This is a genomic window from Dietzia sp. WMMA184, assembly GCF_002441635.1.
GTDB classification, from domain to species: domain Bacteria; phylum Actinomycetota; class Actinomycetes; order Mycobacteriales; family Mycobacteriaceae; genus Dietzia; species Dietzia kunjamensis.
Genome location: NZ_NXEI01000001.1, coordinates 2,998,649 through 3,014,141, shown reverse-complemented (window position 1 = coordinate 3,014,141; position 15,493 = coordinate 2,998,649). Strand labels below are relative to the sequence as shown.

The following is a 15,493-nucleotide window of genomic DNA, read 5'->3' as shown; positions in this document are numbered from 1 at the left end:
CCCGGTCCGGGGCGGGTCGTCACACATCGGTGAGCCTGTCGACGCCGGGAGGCAGCCACGTGCACAGGCCGGGCGAGGCGGCGTTCACCACGGTTGTCCACCCTCCGGGGCCGTCGCCGACGAACCCGTGGTGGACGGGACAGCCGAGTGCCCCGTTGGCGACCGTCGTCGGCCCGCCCCTGGACCATTCCCTCACGTGGTGGAACTGACTTCGCCTGGCCGGGGCGGTGCACCCGGGGAAGGTGCACCCTCCGTGGGAGGCGTAGAGGACCAACCGCTGGATCGACGACGCCAGGCGCCGATCGGGGTGGGCGTCCACGTCGATCCGGTGCAGCTCCTCCCGGCCGTCGCGCAGCAGGGAGACGAACCACGGCATCGTTCCGGCCATGGAGACCGCCTGCCGCACGCTGAGCTGGGTGCCGGCGTCGGTCTGCACGAGCGTCGTGGGGTCCTCGAGCTGCTCCGGTGTCACCCGCACGACGATGGTCGCGATGCCCTTGGGGCGGGCGGGGTCGACGGTCGAACCGAGGGCCCACTGGTGCACCAGGGCGTCGTGGGCGCGCTGCTCGGGGGTGCGCTCGTCGGACCCGGGTTCACACTCCACGGCGCCGCCGGGCCCGCCGAAGTCGCACAGTGCCCTCTCGACCAGGGCGCGGCCGCGGGGCGTCAGGGTCATCGTCAGGGCGCTGGTGCCGTCGGACCGGACCGCGCCGAGCCGCGCCGAGCGCTGACGTTCCTGGTGCTCTTCGCGGTCCCGTCCGCGGTCCGGGCACAGGGCGGCGACCCGGCGGGCGGCCTCGGCCCGCAGGTCGGCGGGCGCCGCCGTGCGGGCGAACTCCGTGAGCTCCTCGGCGAAACACACCTTTGCGTCGCCGCCCATCGTTCCGGGCAGACCGGAGACGGCTCGGGCGATGATCCGCTCGTGCTCGCCGGTGATCTCCCCGTTCGCGGCCGCCCGCCCGGCCGGGGTGGCCTGACGTCCTCCGGCGTCGATCCGACCGTGCACCGTGCCCTTCGCCAGTCCCAGCTTCTCGGCGAGGAGCGCGGCGACGCCACCGGCGGTGCGTCCCTTCTGACGGTGCAGCGCCGCCAACTCGGCAGTGGCACGGGAGCCACTGGCGTCCAGCCGCCGGGCCACGATCTCCACCCGACCCACCGCGTGGGCGAGCGCGTCCGCGTCGTGCTCGGCCCAGTCGACCGCGCACAGCGTCTCCACCGACGCCTCCAGGAACGCGAGAACGTCGGTCAGCGGGGCCGGCTCGTCCCGCTCACCGCCCCGCCCCTCCGCATCCCATACTCCCTGTTCCATACGCCGAAGCATAGAACACAGGTACGACACGAACCGGTCCGGAAGCGCATCGTCGTAGGTCGGCCCGCGTCATCCCCGCGAAGTCATGAGGCGGAACTTGAGCTCGTCGAGCATCGCGCCGATCTCCGTGCTCACCAGCGCGCGATCCAGTGCGACGAGCCGGGGCAGGACGGCGTCGGCGGCGTCCCACCGGCGGCGGTCGAGGTGCTGCGACGCGCGCGAGTACAGCAGTTCGAACTCGGCGAAATCCCGAACGCGGTCCGTCGCCAGCTCTCCCAACCACATACCTTCGCGACCCCGACTGTCCGCCGCCTCGATGACCCGCCGAACGGAGACGAGGGTCGCCCGCGGCCCGGCCCCGCCGTCGGCGGCGCCTCGCCCGCCGCCGTCGGCCCGGTCGAGCTCGGCGACGAGCCGATCCGCTACCCGGGCGATCACGTCCAGCTCGTCGAGCAATCCGCTCACCAGGTCCCACTCGGCCGCGACGTGCGCCCCGCTCCGGGCGGCCTCGGCCCGGGTGCCGGCGCGCGCGACCTCCCCGCCCAGCCGGAACAGTTCAGCCGCCGCCGAGTCGACGGCGGCCCCGGCCGCGCGGGCCTCCCCGAGGAGGCCGCGGGCCCGATCGGCGAGATCCGGATCGTCCGGGCTGGTCACGGGACGCCCCTGTCGTCGACGTCGGGGAGCCGCGAACGGTGCCGCCGAACGCGCGCCCGTCGCGGTGCGACGTCGCGGTGCGGGATCTCGGCCGGCTCGATGGGGACCGCCCCTAGTCGACGACGACGAGGACCAGCCCGAAGTCCCCGGCGTCGTCGGTCCACACGGTCGGGCCGACGAACCCGTGGCCGGCGAGGTCGTCGGCGAGTGCGTCCGGCTCGAACTTCCGAGCGATCTCGGTGCGGATGCCCTCCTCCGCGGCGAGGGTTCGCGAGCGCCCCAGCGTCGGGAAGTCGACGTGCACGTCGCGGACCGCCCGCAACCACATCTCGATCCTGCTCTCGGCGGCGTTCCACACGGCCTCGTGGCGGAAATCGCGCCTGTCCAGCCCGGTGCACTCGACGGTCCGGGCGATCACGTCGAGCATGTTGAGGTTGAATTCGGCGGTGACGCCGTCGGCGTCGTCGTAGGCCGCGACCAGCCGCTCGGGGCTCTTGACGAGGTCGAAGCCGAGCGCCAGCCGGTCGCCCGGGTCCATGACGCCGCGCAGCATCGCGAGGAACTCTGCTCGCTGGGCCTCGCTGAAATTGCCGATCGTGCCGCCGAGGAAGAGCACCAACCGCCCGCCCGGCTCGCCCGGTAGGGGGCCGTCGAGGGCGGTGAGGTCACCGACGACCGGGACGACACGCAGTCCGGGGTACTCGGCCGTGAGCGCCCGGGCGGAACCGAAGAGCATCTCGGTACTGATGTCGACCGGAACGAACAGTGGGCCGGCTGGATCAGTGGCGCCGGTGGGGCGGGAGGCGAGGACGTCGAGCAGGACCCGCGTCTTCTCGCAGGTCCCGGCCCCGAGCTCGACGAGTGTGTCGGCATCGCCGACGATGTCGACGGCCCGCGACCGCAGGATCTCCGCCTCCGCGCGGGTGGGGTAGTACTCCGCGAGCCGGGTGATCCGGTCGAAGAGCAGGCTGCCCTTCTCGTCGTAGAACCAGCGGGGCGGCACGGTCGGCGGGTCGTCGAAGAACCCGGCGCGCAGATCCGATTCGAGCGCGGCGGTGTCGGGATCGGCGGTGCTCGTCGTCGTCGTTGTCATCGTTGTTGTCGTCGTCGTTGTCTTTGCTGTTGTTGCACCGGGGCCGTCGGGCCCGGCGGCACCGCACTGGGCGGCCACCTCGCGCGCGCCGGTCACCGGGCGAGCCTCAGTCCGGCGGCCGCCCACCTCGAGGCGGCGGGATAGAAGTTCCGGTAGGTGTGCCGCGTGTGGCCGACGGGCGTGAACGCGCTGCCACCGCGGAGGACATGCTGGTCGGACATGAACTTGCCGTTGTACTCGCCGGCCGCGCCCTCCTCGGTGACGAACCCCGGATACGGCAGGTAGGCGCTGGCAGTCCATTCCCACACGCCGCCGATCGTCCGCTCCGCGGCGGGCCGCGGGTGGCAGCGGTCGGGGTCGAGCTCGTCGCGGATCTCCCAGCCGGTGGTGGCGACCTCCCACTCGAACTCGGTGGGCAGCCGTGCGCCGGCCCAGCGGGCGTAGGCGTCGGCCTCGTAGAAGGACACGTGGATGACGGGCTCGGCGTCGACGACCGGCCGCCGGCCGCTCAGGGTGAAGGTGGTCCACTCACCGTCGGCGGCGGTCGCGGGGCCAGCGGCGGTCGCGGGGCCGGCGGCGGTCGCGGTGTCGGCGGCGGTCGCGGTGTCGGCGGCGCGGCCGACCGGGCTGTCGTCCTCACGTCGCCAGTACCCGGGCGCATCCCAGCCCTCGGCCTGGACCGTGGCCCAGCCGTCGGACAACCACAGTTCGGGCCGGGAGTAACCGCCGTCGGCCATGAACTGCTTCCACTCGCCGACGGTGACCTGGCGGGTGGCGACCTCACCGCCGGGGATCCACACCCGGTGGCGGGGACGCTCGTTGTCATAGGAGAACGCGGGGCCTGCGGCGGTGGCGGGGCTTGCGGCGGTGGCGCCCGAGCCGTCCCCGACGTCGGAGTCGCCGGGAGCCGGGGCGCCGACCTGCGCGACCCCCTCGGCGACGGCGAGCCACTCGGTCTCCCCCGGCGCCGCTCCTGCCGGGTCCGCCGCCCTGTGGACGTAGACCGGGTCGGTCGGGTTGTGCGAGAAGAGGTGCTTGATGTCCATGAGCAGCAACTCCTGGTGCTGCTGCTCGTGATGGCAGCCCAGCTCCAGCAGTTCGAGGCCACGCTCGTCGACCCGGCCCGCCTCGAGGGCGTCGACGACGGCCTCGTCGATGCGGGCGCGGAAGTCCCCGATCTCCGCCACCGACGGGCGGGTGATGAGCCCGCGCTGCGGCCGCGGCTGCCGTGGGCCGACCGCCTCGTAGTACGAGTTGAACAGGAAGCGGAACACCGGCTCCGGCGAGGTGTAGCCCGGCAGCCGACCCAGCACGAACTCCTCGAAGAACCACGTGGTGTGCGCCCGGTGCCACGCTGCGGGGCTGGCCGCGGTCATCGACTGGGGGATCTGGTCCTCCGGGCTGAGCCGGGACGCGAGCAGGTCGGTGAGCCCCCGGACCCGCTGGAACTTCTCGACCACGCTCTCGGCGCGGGCAGTGGTGGCGACGGTTCCGGCTGTCATGGCTTCCCCCGTGGGTTGTGGTCGACGGCAGGCGGTCCGCACCGGCGGACCCCTCGGCCCCCGACGCTGACCGCCACCCTAACCACGGTGTGGCCGCCGTCCCACCGATCCGGCCATGCCCGGACGAACGGCGGCGATGCCTACCGGAACGGGAGCGGGCCCGGCTTCCCGGCACGCTCGGCGGCGATGTTGCGTCGCTCGTGCTCGAGCAGCCGCAGCCGGTACTCGGGGCAGTTGCCCATACCGCCGTCGGCGCGGATCACCCGGTGGACGGGGATGACGAACGGCACCGGCACCAGCGTGCACAGCCGGCCGACGCGACGGGCGTTGCGTGGCCGGCCGGCGTCGATACTGACCTGGCCGTAGCTGGAGGTCTCGCCGTAGGGGATGTGCTGGATCTCGCGGTAGACCTCACGTGAGAATTCATCGTGGACCCCGGCCGCCGCCCAGTCCAGCGGGACGTCGAACCCGCGGAGCCTCCCGGCCAGGTAGTCCTCCACCTGTTCCGCCAGGCGGGCGAGGTGCTCCGCCGCGGCGCCGGGCTCGGGATCGCGGCCCTCGTCGTCGTCGTGATGTTTCACGTTGAACCAGGTCGCGGCGGCATCCCTGTGGTCGAGCTGGTCTGCGTCGAGCTGGTCCGCGTCCACCTGGACGAGGCGCGCGATGCCGTCGGGGGTGGCCTCGACGAGCATCAGCCCGGCCGCGGTGGTGAGTACGTGCGTGACACCGCGGGACGTCCGGGGCGCAGGCGCGCTCACACGGGCCCCACTCACACCAGCCTCACTCACACCACGCTCGGGCGGTCCGGGTTGGTGACGTCGGCGTCGGCGGTGTCGAGCCGCTCGAACAGGGCGTCGGCGCCGTCACGTCCGATGGCGGACATCTCCGCGGTGGTGATCGGCACGGCCTGCAGGCGCGTGAGCAGGGGGCCGGTGCCGTCGGGGCCGCCGGTCTCGTCGACCACCTGCAGGTCCGGCCACAGGAACGGCGGCGTGAGGACCAGGTGCTCGCACGTACGGCCGGGATCGACCAGGCCGACCGCGTTGGGGATCACCGCACCGGGCGCCACGTGGATGGAACCGGTGGCCACCGCGAGCGCGCACGCGTCCAGGACGTCGGCCATGGCGCGGTGGCCGGTGCGGCCGACGGTGACGAACTCGGAGCGGATCTGGCGCCCCTCGGGCGTGGTGACGTTGGTGGGGAGCTCGCGGGCGCCCACGGTGGCGTAGGTGGAGAAGCCGGGCGCGGGAACGTCGTCAACGACGACGATGTCGCAATGCCACTCCGTTGTCTGACCCTCCTCATCCGGCTCGGTCTCGTGCGGATAGCGCAGGACGCGGACCGATTCCTTGTGGCCGAGGATGCCCTCGAGGCCGGAGAGATCGGCCGTGTCCGGGCCGGGGAGGTTGTTCTCGTTACTCATGCAAGGGCTCGCAGTCGCGGTTCGAGGTCGGAATTGAAGAGGTCGAGGAAGCGTTTCTGGTCGTGGCCCGGGGCGTGGAAAACCAGATGGTTCAGGCCCGCGTCGACGTACTGGCGGACCTGCTCGACCGCGTCGTCGGGGTCCGAGGCGACGATCCACCGCTTGGCGACCTGCTCGATCGGCAACTCGTCAGCCAGGCGCTCCATCTCCCGCGGTGAATCCACCGAGTGCTTCTGCTCCGGGGTCAGACTGAGCGGCGCCCAGAAGCGGCAGTTCTGCAGCGCGGCGGCCGGGTCGGGGTCGTAGGAGATTTTGATCTCGATCATCCGATCGATCTGCGCCGAGTCCCGCTCGTTGATCCCGGCGCCCTCCTCGACGGCCGGGAGCAGCTTGTCGGTGTACAGCTCCATCCCCTTGCCGGAGGTGCAGATGAACCCGTCGCCCACCCGGCCCGCGTACTTGGCCACCACCGGACCACCCGCCGCCACGTACACCGGCACACCGCCCTCGGGCACGTCGTAGAGGAACGCATCCTTGGTCGAGTAATAGTCACCGTCGAAATTCGTCGTCTCACCGGTCCACAGTTCGCGCATGAGCCGGACCGACTCACGCAGGCGCGCGAACCGCTCCTTGAACTCCGGCCACTGGCCCTGATGCCCGGTGGCGATCTCGTTGAGCGCCTCACCCGTACCCACACCGAGGAAGATGCGGCCCGGGTACAGGCACGCCATCGTCGCGAACGCCTGCGCCAACACCGCCGGGTTGTAGCGGAACGTCGGCGTCAGCACGGAGGTGCCCAACTGCAGCCGCTCGGTGCGCTCCCCCACCGCCGTCATCCACGCCAGCGAGAACGGCGCATGACCCCCGTCGTGGCGCCAGGGCTGGAAATGATCCGACACCGTCGCCGAATCCATCCCCGCCTGCTCCGCCATCACGGCGAACTCCACCAGATCACGCGGACCGAACTGCTCGGCCGACGCCTTGTAACCGAGCTTCAGGGACGGGGTGTCGGGCATCGGCTTCTCCTGCAGGTAGGCATGTGACCAGATTCACCTCTGGCGCGCGCGGGGCACGGGGCCGAGTATGCCAACAGGGCCGGGCAGGGGTGCACGTGTTGACAAGCGCCACCCCTGCGACTCGTTGAGCTCGATAAGCAGGACGCCGCATTCCGATTCAGACTCACAGCCACGGCCAGTGTCATCCGCGTTCCCCGATAGTCAGGAACACCATCCCCACCGACGCCCAGCAGGGGCTTGCGGCGCTCGCGATCTGGCTGGGCGGCAGCGACCCCGGCGCAGCGTGGGCCACCTTCACCTCGGACGACCCCGCCGCGCACGGCTGGCGCTGGGCCGCCATCAACCAGGAGACCGGAACCGTGGTCTACGGCCGCTGACGACCGGTCGACACGCCGCAGCGAGAGTGATATCGGACACACCCAAGGGCGCTGTAACGATGCTTCGGCCGCGAGCCATAAACTAGTTGAAACGGCGATCACTGCGGCCCCGCCCGCACCGGAGCCCCCTCCTCTGGACCGATCTCCACCAGACGGCCCCTCGGAGGAGTCATGCGCATCCGGCACGCGGCGACCACCCTGGTCGCACTCGGTGCCGCCTCCGTCTGCGCACTCGGCGCGACGGTGATCGTCCAGGACCGCGAAGCGCAGACCCGCGAGTCCGAACTGCGCAGCTCGGCGTGGTCCGTCCAGGCGTCCACCGACTTCGGTACGACCTGGACCGCGCCCATCTCCTCCTACGGCGGCCACTTCCCCGTCCGCGTGGACACAGCCGGCCTGCGCAATCGCTCCGCCTACCAGCCCCTGACACTACGCACCACCGTCGACTCCCGGTCCGACGCCCACGTCGACATCGGCGAGGGCGCCCTCGTCGAAGGCGACCCCGAGACCGCGTCCCACGTGCGGGTCCGGGCCGTCTCGGCCCGCGGCGGAGCATGCGCCGCGCCGGCGTTCGATCTCGACTCGCCCAGCATCCTCGCCGGCGACAGTGACCGCCCGGTGCCACTCGACGCGCCGACGGTCGACGAACCGCTGGTCCTGCCCGGCGCCACCCGCACCACGCCCGGATCCCCGGTCACCGTGTGTCTCGAGCTGAGCATGGACGCGGCCGCCCCGGCCACCGACTCGATGCTCACGCTGGCCTGGCCGGTCGACATCGCCCGCGGCGACGCCGACTCCTAGCCTGCCCGGCGCAGCCCCCAGCCCGGCCCGGCCGAGCGCAGCCACCACCCCACCGCGCGCCGGCCCGACCCCGGACGCTCAGCGGCGCCCGGCGGCCTCGTCGTAGATCCGCGCATAGGCCGCGATGACGCTCGTCGGATCAGCTCCCTCGACCCGCGGCGGGACGGCCCGCGGATTCTCCAACGCCGCCCGGACCGCCACCGCCACGGCGGACGGGTCGCCGGGATCGTAGATCTCCCCGGAATGATCGCCCGGATCACAACGGTCGAACCACTGCTCCCGCAGGAATCCCACCGCGGGGAACACCGGCGAGACGCCCAGGTCGCGGCACAACTCCAACCAGGTGGAATGGGTGGCGAACCGGTACGGCAACACGCACACGTCGAGAGCGGCGAACTCGGGCAGCACCGGCGCCAGGTCCAGCGACTCGTACCTCACCAACCGCACCGACTCCCAACCACCCTCGGCCGCCAGCTCCGCAACCAGGTGGTGCCCGCCGGCCTCGCGGTCCTCGCCGCACGCGTCCCGCCACGCCTGCGCCTCCACGACGATCCGCAGGTGTGAGCCCCGCCGCCCCTGCGCGACGGGCGCGAGCTGGTCCAATAGCTCCGGGCCGTCGATGTTCTCGCCCATCCGCTCGAGCAACACCCCCACCACCAGCGGGTCGCCGGAGCCGCGCAGGTGCTTCCCGGCGCGGATGGCGGAGGAGATCTCGTCCTCGTCCAGCAGCCGCGGGTGCGGCACGACCACCGGTTCGACGCCCCACCGCACCCACAGTTCGTGCGCCGCCACCTCGGTCAGCGTGATCACCGCGGCGGCGGCCTCGACCAACGTGCCGGTGTGATCGCGGTGCGGCAGCTCGTCCTCGTGGGACGGGTAGACGATGTCGTGGACGGTGAGCACCATCGGCACCTCGGCCCGCGACAGGTGCTCCACCACCCCGTCCACGCTCTCCGGCTCGAGGTAGTCGTAACCGAAGTGCACGTGCGCCAGGTCGACGCCGCCCAGCGGGTCCCCGTCGCGCTGAATCTCGCCCGACGCCTCATGTCCGGGATCGAACTCCGCGGGAGTCACCGCATCGGGCGGGGTCTGCCCGTTCACCACCCCGGGCCGGACGGGCACCAGCTCCACGTGGCCCAGCCCGTCCAGGCCGGTGATCCGGCGAACCGCGGGATGGGCGGCGGGCAGGACCGCTACCCGGACCCGGGAATGTTCACCCCGATCAGACATACGATCAATCTAGACCGTCACCCCAGACCGCGACGCAGGTCCTCGATGAGGTCTCCGGCGAACTCGAGCCCCACCGACAGTCGGACCACGTTGTCGCCGATGCCCACCGCGGCGCGGGCCTCCGGCTCCATGGACGCGTGGGTAGTGGTCGCGGGATGGGTCACCAGCGTCTTGGCGTCGCCCAGGTTGTTGGAGATGTCGATGACCTCCAACGAGTTGAGCAGGGAGAAGCACTCCTTCTTGCCGCGGCCGCCGTTGTCGTCGTCGTCGCGGCCACCGTCACCACCGTCGTCGTCGTACTTCAACCCGAACGTCACCACCGACCCGCCGCCCGACATCTGCGCCCGCGCCAACTCGTACTGGGGGTGCGACTCGAGCATCGGGTATGTCACCCGCTCCACGGCCGGGTGCGACTCCAGGAACCGCGCCACCTCCAGCGCGTTGGCACTCATCCGCTCGACGCGCAGGCTCATGGTCTCCAGGCCCTTGAGCAGGACCCACGCGTTGAACGCGCTCATCCCGAACCCGGCGTGGCGCATGAGGTTCTGCACAGGGCCGGAGATGTACTCCTCGGTGCCCAGCACGGCGCCGCCGAGCACGCGGCCCTGGCCGTCGATGTGCTTGGTGGTGGAGTACACGACGATGTCCGCGCCCAGCTCGAGCGGCTTCTGGTGCAGGACGGTGGCGAAGACGTTGTCCACCACGACCTGCGCGCCGGCGGCGTGGGCGAGATCGCACACCGCGCGAACGTCGACCAGCTCCTGCATGGGGTTGGAGGGGGTCTCAAAGAAGACTGCGTCGGTGGGCTCGCTGAGCGCCTCGCGCCACTGGTCGAGGTCGGCGCCGTCGACGAACACCGTCTCCACACCCCACCGCGGCAGGATTTCGGCACAGATCACGTAACAGGAGCCGAACAGCGCGCGCGAGGCCACCAGGCGCGACCCGTTCCCGCACAGCGCGGCCAGGGCCACGAATACCGCGGACATGCCGGAGGAGGTGGCAAAGCACGCCTCGGCGCCCTCGATCTGCCGCAGCCGCTCCTGGAACATCGCGACCGTCGGGTTGCCGTAGCGGGAGTAGACGAACCGCTGCTTCTCGCCGTTGAACGACGCCTCGGCCGCCTCCGCGGACTCGTAGACGTAGCCGGAGTTGAGGAACATCGGCTCTGTGGTCTCCTCGAAGCCGGTGCGCATCTGCCCGGCCCGCACGCCCAGGGTGTCGGGGTGGAGACCGTCGGGGAGCTCGTTGTTTCTCATCGCTGCTTTCTTGTGTGTGGTGCGTGGGTGATGCGGCGGGGCGAGGGGCGTACGGGCGTGGCGGGCTGGCCGTGGTGGCCCGGTCAGGACTGGCGCCAGGCCAGGCCCGCGACCTTCCACCCGTTGACGGTGCCGCGGTGTCCGGCGGCGTCCGGGTCGCCCTCGAACCCCTCGGCCACGTTGTAGGCGGTGCGGTATCCGGCGGCGGTGGCCAGGCTCGCGGCGGCGGCGGACCGGCCACCACTGCGGCACAGGAACAACACCGGTGTCTCCGCGGCGACACCGGCCTCGCCGAGGTGCTCGACGAACCGCTCGTTGGGCTGGCCCGCCGAGGTCATCCACTCGATGCCCAGCGTGCGCTTGCCCAGCTCGGACAGATCGGCGCCGCCGACCCACTGCCACTCGGCGCTGGTACGGACGTCCACCAACACGGCGTCGGGATCGGAGGCGAGCAGATCCCAGGCCTGGCGGGGCGATAGGTCCCCGGCGTAGTCGCTCATGGGTGTCGATTATGCTCCCCCGACGGCAGATCGACTGGGTCGAGGTACCCCGCTCGCCTTTCTGTGCGACGATCGCGGACATGACGCCTGTCACAGATTCCCCGTTCCGGGTGGCCGTAGTGGGGTCCGGCCCGGCGGGGGTGTACGCCAGCGAGGCCCTGCTGGACTGGAGTGACAACCGGGATCCCTCCGGACGCGGGATCGTGGTGGACCTCATCGACCGGCTCCCGGTCCCCTACGGTCTGCTGCGGCACGGCGTGGCCCCCGATCACCCCCGGATCAAGGGCATCGCCCGCACGCTGGAGGGGATCGCCGCCGATCCGCGCATCCGGTTCCTCGGAAACGTCGAGTTCGGCAACGACCTCACCGCAGACGACGTGCACCGCTTCTACCACGCGGTCGTCTTCTCCACCGGCGCGCTCGCGGACCGTCGGCTCGGCATCCCGGGCGAGGACCTCGAGGGCTCGTACGGGGCCGCCGAGTTCGTGACCTGGTACGACGGCCACCCGGATGCGCACCCCGAGTGGGCGCTGACCGCGGAGCGCGCGGCCGTGGTGGGCGTGGGCAACGTCGCCCTGGACGTGGCGCGCATGTTGGTGCGCAGCCCCGAGCAGCTCGAGCCCACCGACATCCCCGAGCACGTCCGCACCGGGTTCGGCACCAACACGACCCGGGTGGTGTCGGTGATCGGCCGCCGCGGCCCCGTGCACGCCAAGTTCACTCCCCTGGAGCTGCGGGAGATGGCCAAGGTGGAGGGCGTCACGATCGTGGTGGACCCGGCCGACCTGGAGTACGACGACGACGAGGCGCGCGCCCTCCGCGACAGCGATCGCCGGGTCGGGCAGGTGTGCACGCAACTCGAGAAATGGGCCGGGGCGCAGCGTGAGGCCGGTCTGGGGACGGCGGATGAGGCCGAGGCCGCCGCCCTCGCGGCCGGCGAACGGGTGGTGCGGTTCCGCTTTCACCGGTCCCCGGTCGAGATCCTGGGGTCCGACGGCCGGGTGTCCGGGCTGCGCCTGGCGGTGACCGAGCCCGTCCCCGGACCCGAGGGCGTCGGCGGGCGGGTGCGCAGCAGCGGCCGGACGGAAGACCTGCAGGTCGAGGCGGTCTATCGCGCGGTCGGCTACCGCTCGGCCGCCCTGGAGGGGGTGCCCTTCGACCACGACTCGGCGACCATCCCCAACGACTCCGGCCGGATCCTCGACTCGCCGGGCGGTCAGCACCTGCCGGGGCTGTTCACCGCGGGCTGGGTCAAGCGCGGGCCGTCCGGGGTGATCGGCACCAACCGTTCCTGCGCGGTGGAGACCGTGGGGCAGCTGGCCACCGAGCTCGAGTCCGGCGCCCTGCCCGAGCCCGCCGAGCCGGACCCTCAGGCCGTGCGCGACCTGCTCACCGACCGCGGCGTGGACCTCGTCGACGGCGACGCCTGGCTGGAGATCGACGCCCACGAGCGTGGGCTCGGCGAGGCGGCGGGCCGCGAACGCACCAAGCTGCCGGGCCGCGCGGAGATGCTGGAGGTCGCTCGCGCCTCCCGTTCCACCAGCCGCTGACCCTTCCCTCCCCTGTCGGATCCGCTCCACCGCGAGCCTCTGAGAAATCCGCTACTCGGATTCCCGATCCGCTACCCGAATCCGGGTAGCGGATCCGGAGACGGGGTAGCGGATTGTGCCGGGGTGGTTTTTCCGGCCGGGGCGGTCGATGCGGGGCGCTGTCGGTGTCGGGGATGCGGGGCGCTGCCGGTGTCCTGAATGTGGGGCGCTATCGCTATCGGGGTCAGTCCGTCTCCGCGACGAGCCGGCCGATCTCGTCCAGTGACACCGTGCCCGGGTCGAAGTAGCGGGAGTGCGCGCTGCGCACAGAGTCGGCGCCCGAGCCAGGCTCGGTGACGTCCACCGCGAGCCCGCCGAACTCCCCGGTGCCCGGCCGTCCGCCGAGCACGCCGGTGACCGACCACCACGGCACCGGATCCCAGCGCGAGGCGACTCCCACCACCTCGTCCTGTCCCGCCCCACGCGCGACGCCGGCTTCGTCGACCCGTTGCACGGCGATCGAGTCGACACCCGCGCCGGGACTGCCGACGTGGATCATCCGGTCGGCTGCCAGCCCCAGCGGGTCCGCGGCGGCCACCCCCAGGACCACGGACCCGTAGCTGTACCCCACCGCGGCGTGGGGGGCATCGTCGCCGTCCACGCGCTCCACCGCGTCCAGGCCCGCCGCGAACGTCCGCAGGTCCGCGACATGCGCTCGCGCGGGTGCAGTCGAGGAGCCGGCGGCCGTGACGTCGGCGGGCGCGTCGTAGCCCTGCCACGACACCGCAACGCAGGACTCGACAGCCGCACCGGGTGCGGAGTCGGCTGCACCGGGATTCGAGCCGGCCCCGTCGAGGCCCGAGGCGGCCGCCTCGCACACCGCCTCCGCCCGGCCGGCGGTACGAGCGAGCGTCTCCAGCGACGACCCCGTTCCCGGGATGAGCGTGACCACCCGGTCGGCGGTGTCGGGATCGGCGCTCGCGACCACCGCGCGACCGTCCGGGTGCAGGTCGAGGAGATGCCGTCGCGGGTCGGCCTCGAGATGCGCGGCCAACGCGGACAGGCCCCGAGCGGCACCGGCGAGCCCGTCGCCGCCGGCGCCGGTGTCGGCCGCGTCGAGCAGTCGGCGCAACCGGGTCCGGTTGATCGCATCCCGCGTGGCCGACGACAAGCCGTCCACCGAGCCCAGCTCAGGGTGGTCACGAGCCAGCCTGGCCCGATCGGCGGGTCCCAGCCCGTGCCACAGTTCGGCGACAGCGCGGGGATCGTCGTCGGTCGATCCTGACAGGTCGATGCATGGCCGCGTCGCCGGGTCCGTGTACCCGGCGAGATGGTCGGCGGCTTCCCACAGGCGCATCGCCAGACCGCGATCCGCCTCCTCCACAGCCACAGCGTCCCCGGTGCCGGGCGCGGTGAGTTCGTCGTCGCTCCAGTTGATCACCGCCCGCGCCAGCCGTGCCCCCTCGGCCCGCAGGACGTCGGCCACGTAGAGGCAGTTGCCGGAGAGCATCCTGGCCTCGGCGGCCGCATCCGCAGCGCGGCTGCGCGCCCGGGCCCCCGCCTGACCGGACCAGCCACCCTCGTCGACGCCAGCACCGACCACCGCGCCGCCGTCCGCCACACCTCCGACCACCGCGCCGCCCAGCCGGCGGGCGACCGTTTCGAGGTCCTCGGCCGACTCGGCGATCCGCCGGCCCACCGCCGCCGCCCGCGATTCGGCGTGGTCGATCGCCACCACCAGCGCCTCAGCCCGCTGCCCCGGCGACACCGCGGGCCACCTCCTCATCCGCCTCCACGAGGAGTCCGGCCGCCCGTGCCATCGCCTGCGCGATCCGCTGGCTGTCCGCCTCGTGGTCTCGGGAGCGCCGGGCGAGCAGGGCCGCGCACTCGGCCAGCGCGGGACCGGTGAGCAGCGCCCCCGCGCCTCCCGCCGCCATGCCGGCAGCCGCCGCCGAGGCCTCCGCCAGCGCCGAGACCAGGCCCGCAGCACTGTCGACCGTGACCGCGCCCGCCTCGCGGACACGGGCCGCTTCGGCAGTCACCGCCACCTGTTCGAATGCAAGCAGCATCTCACCGAAAGCCCCCTGCCCCGCCATGACCCACGCTCCCCTCCGGCCCGGATGTGGCGGGCCGCTCGGGAATCACGCTAGGGGCGGCACGCGTCGGGACGGAGTTCACGACGAGGGCCTGTGGATGGGGTCGACGACCATTCACAGGAAGGTCAGTCGAGGTCGGACTGTTCCTCGTAGCGACTGCCGTACATCCTCGCGAGGACGACTCCGGTGCCGACGAACGCCACGATCAGCGGGCCGGCCAGCCACAGACCCGGCAACCGGCCGTCGTCGGTCTGCGCGGCCCCGGTGATCCCCGCCTGGACGCCGATGAGGGTCACCAGCATCACGGCCGTGATCAGCCACAGGTCCTCACGCATGAGCCGCTCGAACCGGCGCAGCCGTGGGCCCGTCGCGGTCCACCACTGCTTGTTGGGGACGTTGATCGACGACGGCCACCGCAGGACCATCAACGACATCAGCGGGAGTGGCAGCGCGAACAGCAGCGGCCCGAGCACAGAGAACGCGAGCGCGCCGCTCTTGCTCGACCAGCCGTCCGGTTCACCGCCCGAGCCGAAGTGCGTGGGCACCCGCTCCGGCAGGACTGTCGCCTGCCAGGCCAGCACGCCCAGCCAGACGGCCACCAGTCCGGTGATCAGCACCGTGATCCACCGCGCGGTGGGCTCGCGGGGCAGTTCGCGCGCGTCGTCCGCCGGGGACCTCGTCGTCGTCATCTGTCGGACCCCCGCGAT

Annotated in this window: 15 protein-coding genes; 2 read left to right on the top strand and 13 right to left on the bottom strand. The window is 72.2% G+C overall.

From position 1 onward, the window contains the following. Positions 1–19: 19 nt before the first annotated feature. The 7 genes from CK206_RS13880 to fgd all read right to left on the bottom strand — a co-directional run bounded on the left by CK206_RS13880 (position 20) and on the right by fgd (position 6,997). Complete coding sequence (locus tag CK206_RS13880; protein ID WP_096906738.1) at positions 20–1,309, bottom strand: HNH endonuclease signature motif containing protein; 1,290 nt, start codon at positions 1,307–1,309, stop codon at positions 20–22. 69 nt (positions 1,310–1,378) lie between these two features. After that, a complete protein-coding gene (locus CK206_RS13875) occupies positions 1,379–1,963 on the bottom strand; it encodes a hypothetical protein (RefSeq protein ID WP_096906737.1) in 585 nt (194 codons plus the stop codon). A gap of 112 nt (positions 1,964–2,075) precedes the next feature. Next, entirely contained in the window at positions 2,076–3,056 is a 981-nt protein-coding gene (gene egtD / locus CK206_RS13870; RefSeq protein WP_096906736.1) for an L-histidine N(alpha)-methyltransferase, read from the bottom strand. A 92-nt stretch (positions 3,057–3,148) separates the two neighbouring features. After that, positions 3,149–4,558 carry an ergothioneine biosynthesis protein EgtB gene (locus CK206_RS13865; RefSeq protein WP_096906735.1) on the bottom strand — a complete coding sequence of 470 codons (1,410 nt, stop codon included), beginning with the start codon at positions 4,556–4,558 and terminating at the stop codon, positions 3,149–3,151. 140 nt (positions 4,559–4,698) lie between these two features. Continuing rightward, entirely contained in the window at positions 4,699–5,316 is a 618-nt protein-coding gene (locus tag CK206_RS13860) for a methylated-DNA--[protein]-cysteine S-methyltransferase (RefSeq protein ID WP_227022156.1), read from the bottom strand. Between the two features lie 26 nt (positions 5,317–5,342). Further along, positions 5,343–5,981 carry a suppressor of fused domain protein gene (locus CK206_RS13855; protein ID WP_067719340.1) on the bottom strand — a complete coding sequence of 213 codons (639 nt, stop codon included), beginning with the start codon at positions 5,979–5,981 and terminating at the stop codon, positions 5,343–5,345. Further along, positions 5,978–6,997, bottom strand: coding sequence for a glucose-6-phosphate dehydrogenase (coenzyme-F420) (gene fgd, locus CK206_RS13850; protein ID WP_069390156.1), 1,020 nt, complete (start codon positions 6,995–6,997; stop codon positions 5,978–5,980). The genes CK206_RS13855 and fgd overlap by 4 nt, the downstream gene beginning before the upstream one ends. 548 nt (positions 6,998–7,545) lie before the next feature. On the opposite strand from fgd, the gene CK206_RS13845 reads away from it, so the two are divergent. After that, positions 7,546–8,175 carry a hypothetical protein gene (locus CK206_RS13845; RefSeq protein WP_096906734.1) on the top strand — a complete coding sequence of 210 codons (630 nt, stop codon included), beginning with the start codon at positions 7,546–7,548 and terminating at the stop codon, positions 8,173–8,175. 78 nt (positions 8,176–8,253) lie between these two features. Here the strand turns inward: CK206_RS13845 and CK206_RS13840 are convergent, their stop codons facing one another. Genes CK206_RS13840 through CK206_RS13830 form a run of 3 tightly spaced genes read right to left on the bottom strand, consistent with a single transcriptional unit; the run spans position 8,254 to position 11,161 of the window. Further along, the gene (locus CK206_RS13840; protein ID WP_096906733.1) at positions 8,254–9,405 is read right to left on the bottom strand and encodes a hypothetical protein; all 1,152 of its coding nucleotides are present in this window, start codon (positions 9,403–9,405) and stop codon (positions 8,254–8,256) included. 17 nt (positions 9,406–9,422) lie between these two features. Beyond that, complete coding sequence (locus tag CK206_RS13835) at positions 9,423–10,781, bottom strand: O-succinylhomoserine sulfhydrylase (RefSeq protein WP_256385632.1); 1,359 nt, start codon at positions 10,779–10,781, stop codon at positions 9,423–9,425. Next, positions 10,745–11,161 carry a rhodanese-like domain-containing protein gene (locus CK206_RS13830; protein WP_067719351.1) on the bottom strand — a complete coding sequence of 139 codons (417 nt, stop codon included), beginning with the start codon at positions 11,159–11,161 and terminating at the stop codon, positions 10,745–10,747. Before CK206_RS13830 ends, CK206_RS13835 begins: the two co-directional genes overlap by 37 nt. An 80-nt stretch (positions 11,162–11,241) precedes the next feature. Between CK206_RS13830 and CK206_RS13825 the strand changes: the two genes are divergently transcribed. Beyond that, the gene (locus tag CK206_RS13825; RefSeq protein ID WP_096907466.1) at positions 11,242–12,711 is read left to right on the top strand and encodes an FAD-dependent oxidoreductase; all 1,470 of its coding nucleotides are present in this window, start codon (positions 11,242–11,244) and stop codon (positions 12,709–12,711) included. A gap of 223 nt (positions 12,712–12,934) precedes the next feature. On the opposite strand, the gene CK206_RS13820 is transcribed toward CK206_RS13825, so the two are convergent. The 3 genes from CK206_RS13820 to CK206_RS13810 all read right to left on the bottom strand — a co-directional run bounded on the left by CK206_RS13820 (position 12,935) and on the right by CK206_RS13810 (position 15,475). After that, on the bottom strand, positions 12,935–14,458 hold the full coding sequence (locus CK206_RS13820) for an alpha/beta hydrolase (RefSeq protein ID WP_254050594.1): 1,524 nt from the start codon (positions 14,456–14,458) through the stop codon (positions 12,935–12,937). Beyond that, positions 14,436–14,786, bottom strand: a complete 351-nt coding sequence (locus CK206_RS13815; RefSeq protein ID WP_067719357.1) for a hypothetical protein — start codon at positions 14,784–14,786, stop codon at positions 14,436–14,438. Before CK206_RS13815 ends, CK206_RS13820 begins: the two co-directional genes overlap by 23 nt. Positions 14,787–14,911: 125 nt before the next feature. Further along, positions 14,912–15,475 (bottom strand): DUF1648 domain-containing protein, encoded by a 564-nt coding sequence (locus CK206_RS13810; protein WP_067719360.1) that lies wholly within the window; start codon positions 15,473–15,475, stop codon positions 14,912–14,914. Positions 15,476–15,493 lie beyond the last annotated feature (18 nt).

Bases quoted from the DNA above. Each gene is read 5' to 3' on its own strand.
- CK206_RS13880 (WP_096906738.1), bottom strand. From the start codon at position 1,309: ATGGAACAGGGAGTATGGGATGCGGAGGGGCGGGGCGGTGAGCGGGAC.
- egtD (WP_096906736.1), bottom strand. From the start codon at position 3,056: ATGACAACGACGACGACGAGCACCGCCGATCCCGACACCGCCGCGCTC.
- CK206_RS13865 (WP_096906735.1), bottom strand. From the start codon at position 4,558: ATGACAGCCGGAACCGTCGCCACCACTGCCCGCGCCGAGAGCGTGGTC.
- CK206_RS13855 (WP_067719340.1), bottom strand. From the start codon at position 5,981: ATGAGTAACGAGAACAACCTCCCCGGCCCGGACACGGCCGATCTCTCC.
- fgd (WP_069390156.1), bottom strand. From the start codon at position 6,997: ATGCCCGACACCCCGTCCCTGAAGCTCGGTTACAAGGCGTCGGCCGAG.
- CK206_RS13845 (WP_096906734.1), top strand. From the start codon at position 7,546: ATGCGCATCCGGCACGCGGCGACCACCCTGGTCGCACTCGGTGCCGCC.
- CK206_RS13840 (WP_096906733.1), bottom strand. From the start codon at position 9,405: ATGTCTGATCGGGGTGAACATTCCCGGGTCCGGGTAGCGGTCCTGCCC.
- CK206_RS13830 (WP_067719351.1), bottom strand. From the start codon at position 11,161: ATGAGCGACTACGCCGGGGACCTATCGCCCCGCCAGGCCTGGGATCTG.
- CK206_RS13825 (WP_096907466.1), top strand. From the start codon at position 11,242: ATGACGCCTGTCACAGATTCCCCGTTCCGGGTGGCCGTAGTGGGGTCC.
- CK206_RS13815 (WP_067719357.1), bottom strand. From the start codon at position 14,786: ATGGCGGGGCAGGGGGCTTTCGGTGAGATGCTGCTTGCATTCGAACAG.
- CK206_RS13810 (WP_067719360.1), bottom strand. From the start codon at position 15,475: ATGACGACGACGAGGTCCCCGGCGGACGACGCGCGCGAACTGCCCCGC.